Source organism: Klebsiella sp. ZJOU C1 (genome assembly GCF_035620215.1).
In the GTDB taxonomy this organism is placed as follows: Bacteria; Pseudomonadota; Gammaproteobacteria; order Enterobacterales; family Enterobacteriaceae; genus Klebsiella; species Klebsiella variicola.
Genome location: NZ_CP141644.1, coordinates 1675051 through 1692980 on the forward strand (window position 1 = coordinate 1675051; position 17930 = coordinate 1692980).

Sequence of the window (17930 nt, forward strand, 5' to 3'; positions counted from 1 at the left end):
CAGCGAAAACGCCTATTATGGCAGAAAAGCGGCGCGGGCTGTATGCCACCTGGGTACGAGGCTTTACATCGCCCGCCGCTCTTTCTATATTCAAAAATTGTATAAGACATTCAGCAATATAATGATATCAATACCCTTATTCCTGACGTGACCGGCGCCGCGCCGCGGTACGACGGGGCAGGGGCGATCCACTTCATCGTTAAGGACTGGCGAAATGGGCAAGGCGGTTATAGCAATTCACGGCGGCGCAGGGGCGATTTCTCGCGCGCAGATGACGCCGGAGCGGGAGCGAGAGTATGTGGCGGCGCTGTCGACTATCGTCGAAAGCGGGCAGAAGATGTTGGCTGCGGGCGCCAGTGCGCTGGATACCGTAACCGAGGCCGTTCGGCTGCTGGAAGAGTGCCCGCTGTTTAACGCCGGGATGGGCGCGGTATTTACCCACGATCAAACCCATGAGCTGGACGCCTGCGTAATGGATGGCTACAGCCTGCAGGCGGGCGCGGTGGCCGGGGTCAAACATTTGCGTAATCCGGTGCTGGCGGCGCGTCTGGTACTGGAGGAGAGCCCGCACGTGCTGCTGATTGGCGAGGGCGCGGAAAATTTCGCCTTCTCCCGGGGGATGGAACGCGTGGAAAACGATCTCTTCTCCACGCCCGAGCGCCTGCTGCAGCTGCAGGAGGCGAAAGCGGGCGGGGAGATTATCCTCGACCACCACGCCGCCCCGCTCGATGAACGCCAGAAAATGGGCACCGTCGGCGCGGTGGCGCTCGACCTGGCTGGCAATCTGGCGGCGGCAACCTCCACCGGCGGCATGACCAACAAACTGCCCGGACGCGTCGGCGACAGCCCGCTGCCGGGCGCGGGATGCTATGCCAACAATGCCAGCGTGGCGGTCTCCTGCACCGGCACCGGCGAAGTTTTTATGCGCACCCTGGCGGCCTACGATATCGCCGCCCTGATGGAGTATGGTCAGTTGAGTCTCTACACCGCCTGCGAGCGGGTGGTGATGGAGAAACTGCCGGCTCTCGGCGGTAGCGGCGGGCTGATTGCCGTCGATCGCGAAGGTAACGTCGTTTTACCGTTTAACAGTGAAGGCATGTACCGCGCCTGGTGCTATGCCGGCGATACGCCGACCATTGGCATTTATCGCGAATAGAAGAAGGGAGAGGGAGAGTGTCGCAAACTCACGAAACCGATACCTGCGAAGTGCTGGTAGTGCGCAACCTGAACGTGGCCTTTCGCCAACAGGATGCGCCAGAGGTGCAGGCCGTGCGTCAGCTATCCTTCAGCCTGCGTCGCGGCGAGACGCTGGCGATAGTGGGTGAGTCCGGTTCGGGAAAATCGGTGACCGCGCTGGCGCTGATGCGTTTGCTTGACGCCGCCAGCAGCGAAGTGAGCAGCGAGGGGCTGTGGCTGCGGCGGCGTAACCGGCAGGTGATCGCGCTCAATGAGCAAACGGACGCCGAGATGCGCCGGGTGCGCGGCGCGGATCTGGCCATGATTTTTCAGGAGCCGATGACCTCGCTGAATCCGGTTTTTACCATCGGCGAACAAATCGCCGAATCCCTGCGCCTGCACCAGGGGCTGGGGCGCGAAGAGGCGCTGCGCGCGGCGAAAAAGATGCTCGACCAGGTGCGTATTCCCCAGGCGGAAGAGATGCTCTCACGCTATCCGCACCAGCTCTCCGGCGGCATGCGCCAGCGGGTGATGATCGCCATGGCGCTCTCCTGTCGGCCGGCGGTGTTGATAGCCGATGAGCCGACCACGGCGCTGGATGTCACCATCCAGGCGCAAATTTTGCAACTCATTGCCGTCCTGCAAAAGGAGATGGCGATGGGGGTGATCTTTATTACCCACGATATGGGCGTCGTGGCCGATATCGCCGATCGGGTGCTGGTGATGTATCGCGGTGAGGCGGTAGAGACCGGCAGCGTTGAGGAGATCTTTCGTTCGCCGCAGCACCCTTATACTCAGTCGCTGCTGGCGGCGGTTCCGCGGCTGGGGGAGATGCGGGGTCAGGATCTGCCGCGCCGTTTTTCGCTTCCCGGTCAGCCGCAGGCGGAGACCGAAACGCCAGACACGGTGGCGACGGGGGAGCCTATCCTGCAGGTGCGCGACCTGGTGGCCCGTTTTCCGGTGCGCGGCGGGCTGCTCAATCGCGTGACGCGCGAAGTGCATGCGGTGGAGAAGGTCAGTTTTGATCTCTGGCCGGGAGAGACCCTGTCGCTGGTGGGAGAGTCCGGCTGCGGCAAGTCGACCACCGGCCGGGCGCTGCTGAGACTGGTCGAAACCCAGGGTGGCACCATTACCTTCGACGGCCAACGGATTGATACGCTCTCCGGCAGCAAGCTGCAATCCCTGCGCCGTAATATTCAGTTTATTTTTCAGGATCCTTACGCTTCGCTTGACCCGCGTCAGACGGTCGGCGATTCGATTATGGAGCCGCTGCGGGTGCATGGCCTGCTGCATGGTGAAGCCGCGCGTGAGCGGGTTTCCTGGCTACTGAAGCGCGTGGGGCTTCAGCCGGAGCATGCCTGGCGTTACCCCCATGCCTTTTCCGGCGGCCAGCGGCAGCGGATCTGCATTGCCCGCGCGCTGGCGCTGAATCCGAAGGTGGTGATAGCCGATGAGTCGGTGTCGGCCCTGGATGTCTCCATTCGGGCGCAGATTATCAATCTGATGCTCGACCTGCAGCGCGAGATGGGTATCGCGTTTCTGTTTATTTCCCATGATATGGCGGTGGTGGAGCGCATCAGCCACCGCGTGGCGGTGATGTATCGCGGTCGCATTGTCGAAATAGGCCCGCGCCGTGCGGTGTTTGAAAACCCGCAGCACCCCTATACCCGCAAGCTAATGGCCGCCGTACCGGTGGCCGACCCGGCCTACCGTCATCCGCAGCGAGTCCTGCTGTCTGATGACGTCCCGGGCAATATCTATAAGCGGGGCGAGGAGATGGCCAGCGTGCCATTGCAGCAGGTTGGGCCGGACCACTTTGTCGCCCGCGAATCCGCCGATGTGCTGGGCAGAGCATAACAACACATAACGCACCTTTTCAGGAGAATACGATGACACAACCTGTTTCACGCAAATGGTGGCTGGCGCTGAGTATCGCGGCGGCCCTGGCGAGCGCCCCTGCCTTTGCCGCCAAAGATGTGGTCGTGGCGGTCGGGTCTAACTTTACGACGCTCGATCCCTATGATGCCAACGATACCCTGTCGCAGGCGGTGGCGAAGTCCTTTTATCAAGGCCTGTTCGGCCTTGATAAAGAGATGAAGCTACAAAATGTTCTTGCCGAGAGCTATACCGTGTCACCGGACGGCCTGGTGTACACCATCAAGCTGCACAGCGGGGTGAAATTCCAGGATGGCACCGACTTTAACGCCGAGGCGGTCAAGGCTAACCTCGACCGCGCGAGTAACCCGGATAACCATCTCAAGCGCTATAACCTGTATAAAAATATCGCCAGCACCGAGGCGGTCGATCCGACCACGGTCAAAATTACCCTGAAGCAGCCCTTCTCGGCATTTATTAACATTCTCGCCCATCCGGCGACGGCGATGATTTCGCCGGCGGCGCTGAAAAAATATGGCAAGGATATTGGCTTCCATCCGGTGGGTACCGGGCCGTATAAGCTCGACACCTGGAACCAGACAGATTTCGTGAAGGTCAGCAAGTTCGATGGTTACTGGCAGCCAGGCCTGCCGAAGCTGGACTCCATCACCTGGCGTCCGGTGGTGGATAACAACACCCGGGCGGCGATGCTGCAGACCGGCGAAGCGCAGTTTGCTTTCCCGATCCCTTACGAACAGGCGCCGCTGCTGGCAAAAAACAGCAAACTGGAGCTGGTGGCCAGCCCGTCGATCATGCAGCGCTACATCAGCATGAACGTGACGCAGAAGCCGTTCGATAATCCGAAGGTGCGTGAAGCCATCAACTATGCGATTAACCGTCAGGCGCTGGTCAAGGTGGCGTTTGCCGGATACGCCACCCCGGCGACCGGGGTGGTGCCGCCGTCGATTGCCTACGCCCAGACTTACACCGCCTGGCCATACGATCCGGCGAAAGCTCGCCAGTTGCTGAAAGAGGCTGGCTACCCTAACGGTTTCAGCACCACGCTATGGTCATCACATAATCACAGCACCGCGCAGAAAGTACTGCAGTTCACCCAGCAGCAGCTGGCGCAGGTGGGGATTAAGGCGCAGGTGACGGCGATGGACGCTGGTCAGCGGGCGGCGGAAGTGGAAGGTAAAGGGCAGAAAGAGAGCGGGGTACGGATGTTCTATACCGGCTGGTCCGCCTCCACCGGTGAAGCCGACTGGGCACTGTCGCCGCTGTTCGCCTCGCAAAACTGGCCGCCGACGCTGTTTAATACCGCGTTTTACAGCAACCCGCAGGTGGATAACGCGCTGAGCGAGGCGCTGAAAACCACCGACCCACAAGAGAAAACCAAACTCTATAAAGAGGCGCAGGATATTATCTGGAAAGAGTCGCCGTGGGTACCGCTGGTGGTCGAGAAACTGGTCTCCGCCCACAGCAAGAACCTCACCGGTTTCTATATCCAGCCGGATACTGGCTTTAGTTTTGAACAGGCAGATTTAACACCGTGAAGGATGGGATGATGCTCTCCGGCGCCAGCGCGTGGGGGGCGGTTTTTCCGCGGGGCGGGTTGCGGAGGTATGATGCTCAACTATGTGATTAAGCGCCTGCTGGGGCTGATCCCCACCCTGCTTATCGTCGCAGTACTGGTGTTTCTGTTCGTCCATATGCTGCCCGGTGACCCGGCGCGGCTGATTGCCGGACCGGAGGCCGATGCCCAGGTGGTGGCGATGGTGCGCCAGCAGCTGGGGCTTGACCAGCCGCTGCATGTCCAGTTCTGGCACTACATCACCAACGTGCTGCGCGGCGATTTTGGCATTTCCATGGCCTCGCGGCGTCCCGTTTCCAGTGAAATAGCCAGCCGCTTTATGCCCACGCTGTGGCTGACGCTGGCCAGCATGAGCTGGGCGGTACTGTTCGGGATGGCGGCGGGGATCGCGGCCGCGGTGTGGCGCAATCGCTGGCCCGACCGTCTGGGAATGGCGCTGGCGGTGAGCGGCATTTCGTTTCCGGCTTTTGCTCTCGGCATGCTGCTGATGCAGGTGTTTTCGGTTGAGCTGGGCTGGCTGCCGACGGTGGGGGCCGACAGCTGGCGGCACTATATTTTGCCGTCGTTGACCCTTGGCGCGGCGGTAGCGGCGGTCATGGCGCGCTTTACCCGCGCGTCGTTCGTTGATGTGTTGCATGAAGACTATATGCGTACCGCGCGGGCGAAAGGGGTGAGCGAAACGTGGGTGGTGCTCAAGCATGGCCTGCGCAATGCGATGATCCCGGTGGTGACCATGATGGGGCTACAGTTCGGCTTTCTGCTCGGTGGGTCGATCGTCGTGGAAAAGGTGTTTAACTGGCCGGGACTTGGGCGCCTGTTGGTCGATTCGGTAGAGATGCGCGATTACCCGGTAATTCAGGCGGAAGTCCTGCTCTTTTCGCTGGAGTTTATTCTTATCAATTTAGTGGTGGATGTGCTGTACGCGGCCATTAACCCGGCTATCAGGTATAAGTAAGGTGCGATTGCTCAACTGGAGAAGGCAGGCGGCGCTGAACGCCATGCCGGGTATCAGACCCGGCGAGATCCATACCCCATGGCATGAGTTCTGGCGGCGCTTTCGTCGCCAGCCGGTGGCGATGGGCGCTGGTATTTTCGTGCTGTTGCTGATTGCGGTAGCCATCGTTGCGCCATGGATAGCGCCGTACGATGCGGAAAATTATTTCGATTATGACCGGCTTAACGAGGGGCCCTCGCTGGTGCACTGGTTCGGTGTCGACTCGCTGGGGCGCGATATTTTCAGCCGGGTGCTGGTCGGGGCGCAGATCTCGCTGGCTGCCGGGGTACTGGCGGTGCTGATTGGCGCGGCTATCGGCACGGTGCTTGGGCTGCTGGCCGGCTACTATGAGGGCTGGTGGGACCGGCTCATTATGCGACTTTGCGACGTGCTGTTCGCCTTTCCGGGGATCCTGCTGGCGATCGCGGTGGTCGCTGTCATGGGCAGCGGGATGGCCAACGTGATCATCGCCGTGGCGATCTTCTCGATCCCGGCGTTTGCTCGTCTGGTGCGCGGCAATACGCTGGTGTTAAAGCAGCAGACCTTTATTGAATCGGCGCGCAGCATCGGCGCCAGCGACGCCACCATTCTGTTCAACCACATCCTGCCGGGGACGGTGTCATCGATCGTGGTTTACTTCACGATGCGTATTGGGGTGTCGATTATTTCGGCGGCCAGTCTGTCGTTTCTCGGCCTCGGCGCGCAGCCGCCCACCCCGGAGTGGGGCGCGATGCTCAACGAGGCGCGGGCGGATATGGTGATGTCCCCGCACGTAGCGCTGTTTCCGGCGGTGGCGATTTTTGTGACCGTGCTGGCGTTTAATCTGCTGGGCGATGGCCTGCGCGATGCGCTGGATCCGAAGTTAAAGGGGTAGGGTGAGGGAAAGCACCGCCGTGCGGTGCTGCGGCTTCAGCGCACATTGCGCTCCCGGTTAATCTTCTGCGTTATGCCTGGCATGGCGCAGGGAGCGCACAGGGGGCGGCCAGTCGCCGCCGCCCCCTGTACCCCCGGGCTCCGGCCAGCAACATCGCCACTGCGTGGTGCCTTCGACTTATCCCTGCAGGCTTCGGGTCGGGCCGAGGCAGCGTCCCTGCAAAACACGGCCCTCAGCCCGCATCCATGCGGGCTGCCCCGGCCTTCCGGGAACGTCTCAGCGATGTTGAGGCCGCCAGCACCGGCAGTTTCAGCAAGACTGGTGAATAAATTAGCGACAGGTCGCACGAACTGTAGGCCGGGTAAGGCGTTAGCCGCCACCCGGCAATATAAAGGCTTGATGACTGATAAATTACCCGGCGGCGCTGCGCTTGCGCGGACCTGGGGGGTGAGCCTACGGGAGGACCCCGTAGGCTGGGGAATGCGATAAGCCGCTATCCGGGAAGCTGGACTAGACCCGGGTACCCCACAGGTCGTATTCGTCGGCATGCTCGACTTTCACCCGCACCACGTCGCCCGGCTTAACGCGGGTTTCGCCGTTCAGGTAGACCGCGCCGTCGATTTCCGGGGCGTCGGCCATGCTGCGGCCAATGGCGCCTTCTTCGTCAACTTCATCCACCAGCACCAGGATTTCGCGGCCCACTTTCTCCTGCAGACGCTCGGCAGAGATCTGCTGCTGCAGCTGCATAAAGCGGTTCCAGCGCTCCTCTTTCACCTCTTCCGGCACCTGATCCGCCAGTTCGTTGGCGGTGGCGCCTTCAACCGGGCTGTACTTGAAGCAGCCGACGCGGTCGAGACGCGCCTCTTTCAGGAAGTCGAGCAGCATCTGGAAATCTTCTTCCGTTTCGCCCGGGAAGCCCACGATAAAGGTAGAGCGCAGGGTCAGATCCGGGCAAATTTCACGCCACTGCTTAATGCGCGCCAGCTGGCGGTCTGCAGAGCCAGGACGCTTCATCAGCTTCAGAATACGCGGGCTGGCGTGCTGCAGCGGAATATCGAGGTACGGCAGAATTTTGCCTTCCGCCATCAGCGGGATCACATCGTCGACGTGCGGATACGGGTAAACATAATGCAGGCGCACCCAGATGCCGAGCTTCGCCAGCTCTTCGCACAGGCTGACCATGCTGGTCTTCACCGGCATGCCGTTGTGGAAACCGGTACGGTGCTTGACATCGACGCCGTAGGCGGAGGTGTCCTGAGAAATCACCAGCAGCTCTTTTACGCCGGCGTCAGCGAGGCGTTTGGCTTCCGCCAGCACTTCGCCAATCGGACGGCTCACCAGATCGCCACGCATGGACGGGATGATGCAGAAGGTGCAGCGATGGTTGCAGCCTTCAGAAATTTTTAAGTAGGCGTAGTGACGCGGCGTCAGCTTAACGCCCTGTTCCGGCACCAGGCTGAGGAACGGGTTGTGCTTCGGCTTCGGCGAGTAGTGGTGGACGTGCTCCAGCACCTGCTCATAGCTGTGCGGACCGGTGATCTCCAGCACCTTCGGGTGAACTTCGCGGATCTGATCCTCTTTCGCGCCGAGGCAGCCGGTGACGATCACCTTGCCGTTCTCTTTTAACGCTTCGCCAATCGCTTCCAGCGATTCCTGCACAGCGCTATCGATAAAGCCACAGGTGTTAACGATGACCATATCGGCGTTGTCGTAGGTAGGGACGACGTCATAACCTTCGGTGCGCAGTTCGGTCAGGATACGCTCTGAGTCCACGAGATTTTTCGGGCAGCCCAGGGAGACGAAGCCGATTTTCGGCTGGTGCGTGACATTGCTCATAGCTTAAAAAGTGTTCAATTATTGGAATGGTCAGGGCAGGAATTCTACAGATCTTTGCGAAAAAGAGTATAGCTCCGTCGCGGTTAATGGTGAAAAAGCGCTCGGGTGAGGAGCGCGTGGGCTTCAGCACCGGGTCAAAACCGCCATTCCTGATAAAAACGCCCGTCATTTACGTTGTAATCTACAAAATGATAACAATTTCTTTACTAAACACCTCGATGACCGCGAGGAGAAGAGGCAAGGAAATGACACCAACAGGCTCCCCGGTGGCGATAGCCACCCTGCCATTCAGTAATCTGGAGATCCCCCCGCAACCGCCGCAGATCCAACACGCCCTTGAGCAGGGAAATGTGCTCTATCTGCCGCAGCTGGCGTTTTTATTAACCGCCCCGGAGCAGGCATTGCTGACCCCTGAGCTGGTCGCGCCGCGGCGCAAGAATATCAGCTATCAACCCGACACCCGCACGCTCAGAGGCGTGGCGGATAAGCAGAAAACGGCTGCCATCGCCCGGTTGATGGCGCGTTACCACCAGATGACGCTGCAACTGATCGACGCGTTATTGCCAGGCTATGGCGAGGCGCTGCACCATCCGCAAACCAGTCTGCGTCTGCATCCCATTACCGCCTGGCGTGAAACGACCTCCTGGCGCAAAGACGATTCGCGCCTGCATGTGGACGCATTCCCGTCGCGCCCGGTCAAGGGTGATCGTATTCTGCGCATCTTTTGCAATATTCATCCCCGCGGCGAACCGCGAACCTGGCGGACAGGGGAGCATTTCGATACCCTCGCGGCACGCTTTCTGCCGCGGCTGAAACCCTGGTCGCCGTCAGGCGCCTGGCTGCTGGCAGCGCTGGGGATCACCAAAAGTCGGCGTAGCCATTACGATCATCTGATGCTGGCCCTGCACGATGCGATGAAAAGCACACCTGAGTACCAGCGACAGGGGGTGCAGCAGGAGATCGACTTTGCCGCCGGCAGTACCTGGATCTGCTTTTCCGATCAGACCCCGCACGCCGCGATGCGCGGCCAGTATCTGCTTGAGCAGACCTTTCTGTTGCCGGTGAAAGCGATGAGTCACCCGCAGCTCTCGCCGCTGCGGGTGCTGGAAACGCTCCTGCAAAAGCCGTTAGTCGCGCGCAACGTGTAGCGCCCGGCGTGGCTACCGGGCAGAGGATTATTGCGCCGGCGTAACGGCCCCGGAAGGCCTGGCGCTGGGCTTTTTCGGCTCGCGCTTATCCTTCAGGGTGAAAATGGAGATCAGCGTAAAGAGCCCGGCGATACCGCCGAGGATCAGATAGGTATCGGCGAAGCCAATGGTATCGTACAGATAGCCTGCCAGCGGAGAGTAGATGGCGGTGGCGATCGAGGCGACAAACAGCACCAGCAAATAGACCGTCGAAGAGAGCTTGTGGTCGAAGTTGGCAGCGATGAATTTAAAGACCGATACCAGAATTAACGGTTTCTCCAGGGCATGCATCATTTTCACCGCGCCAATCCACACCGGACCGAGGGGCACGGCTGACCCGACAATACGTACCGACATGATCAACCCGGCGATGATCAGCGCCCATTTGGCGCCGGTCCGGTTAACAAACCACGGCATCAGGCATAAGAACAGCGTTTCGCCGCACACCTGAATGGAGGCGAGGATCCCATACCAGCGGTTGCCTTCCTCCGGCGTCGGGAACTGCAGCGAGAAATACTGGGCAAACTGCTGATCGTAGGTGTCATAAATTTGCGTGACGAACAGGGTAAAGAGCAGCAGCATCCAGAACTGACCATTCTTCGCCAGCTCGAGGGCATGGGAGACCTTCAGCGATTCGCTTCGCGCCACATCAGCGTCGGTTAATTCAATTTTGGTCAGCATAAAGCAGATGGCGGCGATGACGATGGCGAGGCTGGCGAGCCAGAAGGCCAGATTAGGATTGCTGTCGATATATTTACCCACAATCCAGGCCGCCGCTGCCCAGCCTAACGAGCCCCACATCCGCACCCGACCGTATTCGAACTGGTAGCGACGGGAAATCTTATCGATGTAAGAGTCGATCACCCCGCAGCCGGAGTTAAAGATGATCCCCAGATAGATCCCCCCCAGCAGCGCGCCGAACCAGAAATTGTGCACCAGCAGCGGCGCGTAAACATAGATAAAGAAGGGGCCCACCGGCAGGAGCAGGGCGACCAGCAGCCAGATAAGCCGTTTTTTCAGGCCGAACTTGTCGGAGATAAAGCCGAAGAAAGGTTGCATCAGCAGGGCGATAAAAGCGTTGACCGAGTACAGCAGGCCAGTCTTCGTGGCGCTGATGCCAAGATGCTGGGTGGTCCAGATGACGAAGAAAGCCATGGTCGACGACCAGGCGAACAGGTAGAGGAAATCGAAAAGACTCAACAGGAGGTAGTTTCTTTTACCGGGCGTCATGTTTCAGTTCCTTGCAAACGGGCAGAGAGATTATCAGCGATCCGCGGGCGCGTTCGCTGTTTTTATGAAATGTTATACGTATTACATTAATGATTTGTTATGGCATTCTGGCTGGCGATCGCGCAATAGCATTTGTGGTATAGTGTGATCTTAGCAGCACTATTTTCGCCTTTTAATGGTAATGATTGCGAGTTGATTTCTTTTTGAAATTAATTGTGATCGTATACCATTATCTTTGGTATATATCCTACAAAGCGGTAAGGTTGTCACATTGTAAAGGGTGTTACAGGCTTGGGAATAATTGACCTGGCGCATCATTTTGCACAAAAAATAACCGTATCATGAGAAGGGTAAAGGACGACAGAGGAGGAACTGTGATGACCGTTGACAGACAATATCGCCACCTTTTGCAGAAGCTCATCAATGCCAATATCGATATTGATGCCTATCTGCAGCTGCGAAAGGCTAAAGGCTACATGTCAGTCAGCGAAAATGACCATCTGCGTGATAACTTGTTTGAGCTTTGCCGTGAAATGCGTGCGCAGGCCCCGCGCCTGCAGAATGTCGTTTCACCGGAGGAGAAGGAGGCCCTTCGCCTGGCGGGCGAGTCCCTCGCCGCCGCTGCAGTATGCCTGATGAGCGGGCATCATGATTGTCCGCTGTACATCGCTGTTAACGTAGAGAAGCTAGAACGCTGTCTGACAGGATTGACTTCAAATATTCATAAATTGAATAAATTGTCGCCAATCACTCATGCCTGATCGGCTGAAACTCAGGGGAAGTGGACGCTTCCCCTGTTAAAGGTTATGTAAAAATCCCCGCGCAAATTTCCCCGCTGGCTACCCTTTAGCGCAGAGCTGACTAAAGGAGAATGCCATGCGTCCAATCCCGCTGCTGTTGATATTGAGCGCCTTAGCGCTGCCAGCCCTGAGCCAGGCCGCGGTGCGGGTGGAGGTATTGCAAAACCGGCTGGCCCATCCGTGGGGTCTGGCGTTTCTCCCCGACGATCAGGGCATGTTGATTACCCTGCGCGGCGGCGAGCTCAAGCGCTGGCAGCCAGGTAAAGGCCTGTCGGCGCCGATATCCGGCGTGCCGCAGGTGTGGGCCAACGGTCAGGGCGGCTTACTGGATGTAGCGCTGGCGCCGGATTTTGCGCAGTCGCGACGGGTATGGCTGAGCTATGCGGAAAGCGACGCCAGCGGCAAAGCGGGCACCGCGGTAGGCTACGGGCGGTTAAGTGAGGATGCCACGCAGCTGTCGAACTTTACCGTGGTGTTTCGCCAGCAGCCGAAGCTCTCCGTGGGCAATCATTTCGGTGGCCGGCTGGTGTTCGACGGCAAAGGGTATCTGTTTATCGGTCTGGGAGAGAACAATCAGCGCGCCACCGCCCAGGAGCTCAGCAAGCTGCAGGGGAAAGTGGTCCGCCTGACGGAGAGCGGGGACGTTCCACCGGATAATCCCTTTGTCGGCCGGGCTGACGCCAGGCCAGAGATCTGGGCCTACGGTATTCGCAATCCGCAGGGCATGGCGATGAACCCATGGAGCGACGCGCTGTGGCTCAATGAGCACGGCCCGCGCGGCGGGGATGAAATTAACATCCCGCAGGCGGGGAAAAACTACGGCTGGCCGCTGGCGACGCATGGCATTAACTACAGCGGCCTGCCGATCCCGGAGGCCAAGGGCAAGACGGCCCCGGGTACCGAGCCTCCCCTGTATGTCTGGCCGGTCTCCCCCGGGGTGAGCGGGATGGCCTTTTACGCGGCGCAGACTTTTCCCCAGTGGCAGCATAAGCTGTTTATCGGCGCGCTGAAGGAGACGTCGCTTATCGTCTTATCGGTGGACGGTAATCAGGTCCGCGAGGAGGGGAGGTTACTGGAGGCGCGCGGGAAGCGTATCCGCGACGTCCGCGTGGGACCCGACGGCTATCTGTACGTATTAACCGACGAGTCTAACGGCGAACTGTTGCGCTTGAGTCCGGAGGGTTAACCTCAGGTGACCGGGATCTTCACGACCGCGTGCCAGGCGGGGCGCTGGCTAATCTGCTGATACCAGCGCTGCAGATGGGGTCGCGGTTGCCAGGTATCGAGGATCGTCAGCAGATTGTAGACGAAGGGGGCAACGGCAATATCGCCGAGGCCGAAGTGCTCGCCAGAGAGCCATGGCGTTTTCGCCAGTTCGTCATCAAGCATGGCAAACAGCGATTCACAGGCGCCGATCCCCGCGGCGATGACCGCCGGATCGCGCTGCTCCGGCGGCGTCCTGACCAGGCCCATTAACACCGGGCGATGGGCGGGAGAGAGCGTGCCGTTGGACCAGTCCATCCACTTTTCCCCTTGCGCGCGCTGCGCCGGTGCGGCCAGCCACAGGCGATCGACGCCGTACTGGGCGGCAAGGTAGCGAATAATGGTATTTGATTCCCACAACACCACCCCGGTAGCATCGTCTTTTAACAGCGGCACCAGCCCGTTCGGGTTCATCGCCAGATATTCCGGGTCATGATTGAGACCAAACTCCAGCCCGGCGAGGATCTGCTCATAAGGAAGATCCAACTCCTCCAGCACCCAGCGTACTTTCTTCACGTTGGTCGAGTTATTACGTCCCCACAGTGTAATCATTTTCGCTCCTGAGTTTGTTTCACTGCCGTTGCAGCGCGATCGGCGATCATGTTGGGATAAAGTTAATATTTAGGCAATCACGATCAAAAAAGTTGTTCTGATTAAAGCACAGCGGCACGTTATTGCGTAAACTTTAAAAACTTTACCAACTCGCTGTTTCTTTAAGGTCATTTGTACGCTTTACTCACCGGTTGCTGCGGCGCGGTCAGAGTGGTGCGGCATATTTTGTTTGGAAAGGATACTTGGGTGGCTCTTATGATGCATGACGCTTTTTCCCTTCGCGGCCTCGCTGCAGGTTGCGCGCTGTTATTTCTTGTCGCACCTGCGGTGCAGGCTGCAGAACAACTCCCCGACGCCCCTTCGATTGACGCTCGCGCCTGGATCCTGATGGACTACGCCAGCGGGAAGGTGCTCAGCGAAGGCAATGCCGATGAAAAACTCGACCCGGCCAGTCTGACGAAGATCATGACCAGCTACGTGGTGGGGCAGGCGATAAAAGCGGGAAAAATCAAGCTCACCGATATGGTGACCGTCGGACGTGATGCCTGGGCGACCGGCAACCCGGCGCTGCGCGGCTCATCGGTGATGTTCCTCAAGCCCGGCATGCAGGTCTCGGTGGAAGATCTGAACAAAGGGGTCATTATTCAGTCCGGTAACGACGCCAGCATTGCCATTGCCGACTACGTGGCGGGCAGCCAGGACGCATTCGTCAGCCTGATGAACGGCTATGCCAAAAAAATGGGGCTGACCAACACCACCTTTATGACCGTCCACGGCCTTGATGCGCCGGGTCAGTTCAGTACCGCCCGCGACATGGCGCTGCTGACCAAAGCGATGATCCACGATGTGCCGGAAGAGTACGCGGTACATAAAGAGAAAGAGTTCACCTTCAATAAAATTCGCCAGCCGAACCGCAACCGTCTGCTGTGGAGCACCAACCTCAACGCCGATGGTGTGAAAACCGGGACCACCGCCGGGGCCGGCTATAACCTGGTCTCCTCAGCCACCCAGGGTGATATGCGTCTGATCGCCGTGGTACTGGGGACCAAAACTGACCGCATTCGCTTTAACGAGTCAGAAAAACTGCTGACCTGGGGCTTCCGCTTCTATGAAACCGTGACGCCGATTAAACCGGATGCCACCTTCGTTACCCAGCGCGTATGGTTTGGCGACAGCAGCGAAGCGAAACTGGGAGCCGGCGAGGCGGGCTCTATCACCCTGCCGAAGGGCCAGCTGAAAAACCTGAAAGCCAGCTACACCTTAAATCAGCCGCAGCTTACCGCGCCGCTGGAGAAGGGGCAGGTGGTCGGGACTATCGACTTTAAGCTGAATGATAAAACCATCGAGCAGCGCCCGCTGATCGTCATGGAGCCGGTGAAAGAGGGCGGTTTCTTCAGCCGGATGATCGACTTCGTACTGATGAAACTCCACGGCTGGTTCGGCAGCTGGTTCTCCTGATGCCATGACCGCGCCCGGCGGGGCGCGGTCAGTGACGCCTCAATACAGCAGGGAGATCTGCTGCGCCTTCGCCAGCGCGACCAGCTCATCATCCGGGCAGATATCGCTGGCGATCACGTCAAATTTCGCTAACGCCCCCATGCGCGCCGGACGCACTTTGCCAAACTTGCTGTGGTCGACCACCAGCACGTGGTAGCGCGCGTGACGCATCGCCCAGTGCTTGACCGGCAGCTCCTCCAGGTTATAGCAGGTCGCCCCCTGCTCGCAGTCAATGCCTGCCGCCGAGTAAAAGGCGATGTCGGGGCTCAGATGGCTGAGGGTGTCCTCAAGGCTCAGCGGCATAAAAATCGCGTTGCTGGCGTGAAATTCCCCACCGCACAGGACCGCGCGACACTGCGGTTTCTCCTGCAGGGCCAGGAAGGTATTCAGGGAGTAACAGACGCCGGTGAAGGGCAGGGCATCATCGATGGCGTCAATGATCCACGGCGTGGTGGTCCCGCAGTCGAAGAAAGCCATCTGATGGGCCTCCAGCAGCGCGGCCGCATGGCGAGCGGCGCGGCGCTTTTCCTCGACCAGCCGGGTTTTTTGATCGCTGAGCAGGTAATGGGTGGCGCTGCGCGGCTCCAGCACAATGTATCCGCCGAGCAGCACAACCGGGCCGCTGTGGCCATTGAGGTCGCGACGAATGGTCATTTCCGACACCCCAAGCAGGGAGGCGGCTTCTTTCAGATGTAGCTTATCGCTGCGTTTGAGTGCCTGAATGAGCTGACTGATACGTTCGTCACGGCGAGTTTCCATATTCCCTCTGCGCTAAAATCGCCCTGCGGGGGCAGGGCGTTAGCGGGATTTTACCTGTCGCTTACGGGTTAGTCACGCGGTGGCCGCAGCGACGGCTGGCGTTTAGCCGCGTACCCAGCCTTTGCGGATCGGCAGGGAGAAGCAGAGACGATACAGTCGCTGCAGCTGGCGATACAGCGCCGGGCCGAACGTATGCCAGATCAGCGCCGCGCCAAGGCAGCCGCACATTCCGGCCAGCAGACCACCGACCATATCCAGCGGCCAGTGCACGCCGAGATAGACGCGGGACCAGGCGATGGCGGCGGCGATGGCCATCAGCAGCGCGCCGGACCACAGGCGGTGCCAGAACAGAAAAGCCAGGGCAAAGGTAAAGCTGACGGTGCCATGATCGCTGGGGAAGGAGTCGTCCGCCGCGTGATGCAGGAAGTTATAGCCTACGCCGGCGACAAACGGCCGATCGTGCGGATAGAGGTGGCCGATCGCCCACGACACGGTCAGGCTAATCATCAGCGCCAGCATCAGCTTAAACACCATCTGCCGCTGGGCAGGCCCCCACAGCCATAATGTCACTACCAGCAAGGGCACGATCAGAATCAGATCTTTGGCGATCAGGATCGCCACCTCAATGGCCCACTGCGGCGAGGCCGGCGTCGCGTTGATCAGGGCGAACAGCGCGTAGTTAATATTTTCCAGCATAGACTTCCAGGCTCGTTGGTCCGATAGCAAATAAGCCGCCTACCCTAAAAAAAAGCGGTGTGGAGATAAAGCAGCATTGTCTTAAAGATCAGGTTGTTAAGAAATCTTGCAAATGGATTTCAATGCTAACCGCCTGAAAAGCGCCAGTATATCGTTTGTCACATTGCTGAAACATAAACGGAATATATACGCAGGCTGAATAGCAGGGGGAGAGTGCGGACGGCGGCGCGCAATTCGCAATATTGTGCGGTGTCACCCACAATTCACTATCTCCGCGCCGGGAGTTTCATTACACTTTGCGCGATTTTTGATAGATAAGAGATTTCATGCAAAATTATTCGCTTTCAGGCCGCCGCCTCGGAAGGCAGGCGTTGCTGTTCCCGTTATGTCTGGTGCTGTACGAGTTTTCCACCTATATCGGCAACGATATGATCCAGCCGGGTATGCTGGCCGTGGTTCAGGAGTTTCAGGTGGGCAACGAATGGGTACCTACCTCGATGACCGCCTATCTGGCTGGCGGCATGTTTTTACAGTGGCTGCTGGGGCCGCTGTCGGACCGTATTGGCCGCCGCCCGGTGATGTTGACCGGGGTGGTGTGGTTTATCGTCACCTGTCTGGCGACGCTGCTGGCGCAGACCATTGAGCAGTTTACCCTGCTGCGCTTCCTGCAGGGGATCAGCCTGTGCTTTATCGGCGCGGTAGGCTATGCGGCGATTCAGGAGTCCTTTGAGGAGGCGGTGTGTATCAAAATCACCGCCCTGATGGCCAACGTGGCGCTGATTGCCCCGCTGCTGGGGCCGCTGGTGGGCGCCGCCTGGGTGCACGTGCTGCCGTGGGAGATGATGTTCGTCCTGTTCGCCGTGCTGGCGGCCATCTCGTTCGTCGGTCTGCAGCGGGCGATGCCGGAAACCGCGACGCGGTTGGGCGAAAAGCTGTCGGTCAAAGAGCTGGGCCGCGATTATCGCCTGGTGCTGAAAAACCTGCGCTTCGTCGCCGGTGCGCTGGCGACAGGCTTTGTCAGCCTGCCGTTGCTGGCGTGGATTGCCCAGTCGCCGGTGATTATTATCAGCGGCGAACAGGCCACCAGCTATGAGTACGGCATGCTGCAGGTGCCGATTTTCGGCGCGCTGATTGCCGGTAACCTGGTGCTGGCGCGCCTGACTTCGCGCCGTACCGTGCGCTCGCTGATTATCATGGGCGGCTGGCCGATCATGTTTGGTCTGATCCTCTCCGCGGCGGCGACCGTGGTCTCTTCCCACGCTTATCTGTGGATGACCGCCGGCCTGAGCTTTTACGCCTTCGGAATTGGCCTCGCGAATGCCGGGCTCGTGCGCTTAACGCTGTTCGCCAGCGAGATGAGCAAAGGCACGGTCTCGGCGGCGATGGGAATGCTGCAGATGCTGATCTTCACCGTCGGCATCGAGCTCAGCAAACATGCTTATGAGCTGGGGGGCAACGGCTTGTTCAGCCTGTTTAACCTGCTGGGCGGAGTACTGTGGCTGGGGCTGATGATCTACTTCCTGAAAGATAAAAGCGTCGGCAATTCGCAGCAGGCGTAACCGGTGGCAAACCCGGATGCACAAAAGCATCCGGGGGG

Annotated in this window: 15 protein-coding genes; 10 read left to right on the top strand and 5 right to left on the bottom strand. The window is 59.2% G+C overall.

Annotation, left to right across the window (positions count from 1 at the left end; translation table 11 throughout):
- Positions 1–214: 214 nt before the first annotated feature.
- The 5 genes from iaaA to gsiD all read left to right on the top strand — a co-directional run bounded on the left by iaaA (position 215) and on the right by gsiD (position 6513).
- The gene (gene iaaA, locus SPE70_RS07905) at positions 215–1156 is read left to right on the top strand and encodes a beta-aspartyl-peptidase (protein ID WP_008805796.1); all 942 of its coding nucleotides are present in this window, start codon (positions 215–217) and stop codon (positions 1154–1156) included.
- 17 nt (positions 1157–1173) lie between these two features.
- Positions 1174–3033, top strand: a complete 1860-nt coding sequence (gene gsiA / locus SPE70_RS07910; RefSeq protein ID WP_060876125.1) for a glutathione ABC transporter ATP-binding protein GsiA — start codon at positions 1174–1176, stop codon at positions 3031–3033.
- Positions 3034–3065: 32 nt separating this feature from the next.
- Positions 3066–4607 (top strand): glutathione ABC transporter substrate-binding protein GsiB, encoded by a 1542-nt coding sequence (gene gsiB / locus SPE70_RS07915; RefSeq protein ID WP_004176731.1) that lies wholly within the window; start codon positions 3066–3068, stop codon positions 4605–4607.
- A gap of 72 nt (positions 4608–4679) precedes the next feature.
- A complete protein-coding gene (gene gsiC / locus SPE70_RS07920; RefSeq protein ID WP_008805798.1) occupies positions 4680–5600 on the top strand; it encodes a glutathione ABC transporter permease GsiC in 921 nt (306 codons plus the stop codon).
- 1 nt (position 5601) lies between these two features.
- Complete coding sequence (gsiD, locus tag SPE70_RS07925; RefSeq protein WP_004147729.1) at positions 5602–6513, top strand: glutathione ABC transporter permease GsiD; 912 nt, start codon at positions 5602–5604, stop codon at positions 6511–6513.
- A 510-nt stretch (positions 6514–7023) separates the two neighbouring features.
- On the opposite strand, the gene rimO is transcribed toward gsiD, so the two are convergent.
- Positions 7024–8349 carry a 30S ribosomal protein S12 methylthiotransferase RimO gene (rimO, locus tag SPE70_RS07930; protein WP_008805799.1) on the bottom strand — a complete coding sequence of 442 codons (1326 nt, stop codon included), beginning with the start codon at positions 8347–8349 and terminating at the stop codon, positions 7024–7026.
- Positions 8350–8594: 245 nt separating this feature from the next.
- On the opposite strand from rimO, the gene SPE70_RS07935 reads away from it, so the two are divergent.
- A complete protein-coding gene (locus tag SPE70_RS07935) occupies positions 8595–9497 on the top strand; it encodes a Kdo hydroxylase family protein (RefSeq protein WP_110218457.1) in 903 nt (300 codons plus the stop codon).
- Between the two features lie 27 nt (positions 9498–9524).
- Here SPE70_RS07935 and SPE70_RS07940 read toward each other — a convergent pair whose 3' ends face one another.
- Positions 9525–10766, bottom strand: coding sequence for an oligosaccharide MFS transporter (locus tag SPE70_RS07940; RefSeq protein ID WP_012968644.1), 1242 nt, complete (start codon positions 10764–10766; stop codon positions 9525–9527).
- A 377-nt stretch (positions 10767–11143) separates the two neighbouring features.
- On the opposite strand from SPE70_RS07940, the gene bssR reads away from it, so the two are divergent.
- On the top strand, positions 11144–11527 hold the full coding sequence (gene bssR, locus SPE70_RS07945) for a biofilm formation regulator BssR (RefSeq protein ID WP_012968643.1): 384 nt from the start codon (positions 11144–11146) through the stop codon (positions 11525–11527).
- Between the two features lie 115 nt (positions 11528–11642).
- The gene (locus tag SPE70_RS07950) at positions 11643–12752 is read left to right on the top strand and encodes a PQQ-dependent sugar dehydrogenase (protein WP_012542355.1); all 1110 of its coding nucleotides are present in this window, start codon (positions 11643–11645) and stop codon (positions 12750–12752) included.
- 2 nt (positions 12753–12754) lie between these two features.
- Here the strand turns inward: SPE70_RS07950 and SPE70_RS07955 are convergent, their stop codons facing one another.
- On the bottom strand, positions 12755–13381 hold the full coding sequence (locus SPE70_RS07955) for a glutathione S-transferase family protein (RefSeq protein ID WP_008805804.1): 627 nt from the start codon (positions 13379–13381) through the stop codon (positions 12755–12757).
- Between the two features lie 255 nt (positions 13382–13636).
- Between SPE70_RS07955 and dacC the strand changes: the two genes are divergently transcribed.
- Positions 13637–14839 carry a serine-type D-Ala-D-Ala carboxypeptidase gene (dacC, locus tag SPE70_RS07960; RefSeq protein WP_004201290.1) on the top strand — a complete coding sequence of 401 codons (1203 nt, stop codon included), beginning with the start codon at positions 13637–13639 and terminating at the stop codon, positions 14837–14839.
- A gap of 39 nt (positions 14840–14878) precedes the next feature.
- Here dacC and deoR read toward each other — a convergent pair whose 3' ends face one another.
- Positions 14879–15637, bottom strand: a complete 759-nt coding sequence (deoR, locus tag SPE70_RS07965; RefSeq protein WP_004151717.1) for a DNA-binding transcriptional repressor DeoR — start codon at positions 15635–15637, stop codon at positions 14879–14881.
- A gap of 102 nt (positions 15638–15739) precedes the next feature.
- Positions 15740–16333 carry an undecaprenyl-diphosphate phosphatase gene (ybjG, locus tag SPE70_RS07970; RefSeq protein WP_012542354.1) on the bottom strand — a complete coding sequence of 198 codons (594 nt, stop codon included), beginning with the start codon at positions 16331–16333 and terminating at the stop codon, positions 15740–15742.
- Positions 16334–16659: 326 nt separating this feature from the next.
- Here ybjG and kdeA point away from each other — a divergent pair, with 326 nt between their 5' ends.
- A complete protein-coding gene (kdeA, locus tag SPE70_RS07975; RefSeq protein WP_008805806.1) occupies positions 16660–17892 on the top strand; it encodes a multidrug efflux MFS transporter KdeA in 1233 nt (410 codons plus the stop codon).
- Positions 17893–17930 lie beyond the last annotated feature (38 nt).

Excerpts from the sequence above, each read along its gene's own strand:
- gsiC (WP_008805798.1), top strand. The coding sequence starts at position 4,680 with ATGCTCAACTATGTGATTAAGCGCCTGCTGGGGCTGATCCCCACCCTG.
- dacC (WP_004201290.1), top strand. The coding sequence starts at position 13,637 with ATGATGCATGACGCTTTTTCCCTTCGCGGCCTCGCTGCAGGTTGCGCG.
- SPE70_RS07940 (WP_012968644.1), bottom strand. The coding sequence starts at position 10,766 with ATGACGCCCGGTAAAAGAAACTACCTCCTGTTGAGTCTTTTCGATTTC.
- SPE70_RS07950 (WP_012542355.1), top strand. The coding sequence starts at position 11,643 with ATGCGTCCAATCCCGCTGCTGTTGATATTGAGCGCCTTAGCGCTGCCA.
- iaaA (WP_008805796.1), top strand. The coding sequence starts at position 215 with ATGGGCAAGGCGGTTATAGCAATTCACGGCGGCGCAGGGGCGATTTCT.
- bssR (WP_012968643.1), top strand. The coding sequence starts at position 11,144 with ATGACCGTTGACAGACAATATCGCCACCTTTTGCAGAAGCTCATCAAT.
- ybjG (WP_012542354.1), bottom strand. The coding sequence starts at position 16,333 with ATGCTGGAAAATATTAACTACGCGCTGTTCGCCCTGATCAACGCGACG.
- rimO (WP_008805799.1), bottom strand. The coding sequence starts at position 8,349 with ATGAGCAATGTCACGCACCAGCCGAAAATCGGCTTCGTCTCCCTGGGC.
- SPE70_RS07955 (WP_008805804.1), bottom strand. The coding sequence starts at position 13,381 with ATGATTACACTGTGGGGACGTAATAACTCGACCAACGTGAAGAAAGTA.
- kdeA (WP_008805806.1), top strand. The coding sequence starts at position 16,660 with ATGCAAAATTATTCGCTTTCAGGCCGCCGCCTCGGAAGGCAGGCGTTG.
- gsiB (WP_004176731.1), top strand. The coding sequence starts at position 3,066 with ATGACACAACCTGTTTCACGCAAATGGTGGCTGGCGCTGAGTATCGCG.
- deoR (WP_004151717.1), bottom strand. The coding sequence starts at position 15,637 with ATGGAAACTCGCCGTGACGAACGTATCAGTCAGCTCATTCAGGCACTC.
- SPE70_RS07935 (WP_110218457.1), top strand. The coding sequence starts at position 8,595 with ATGACACCAACAGGCTCCCCGGTGGCGATAGCCACCCTGCCATTCAGT.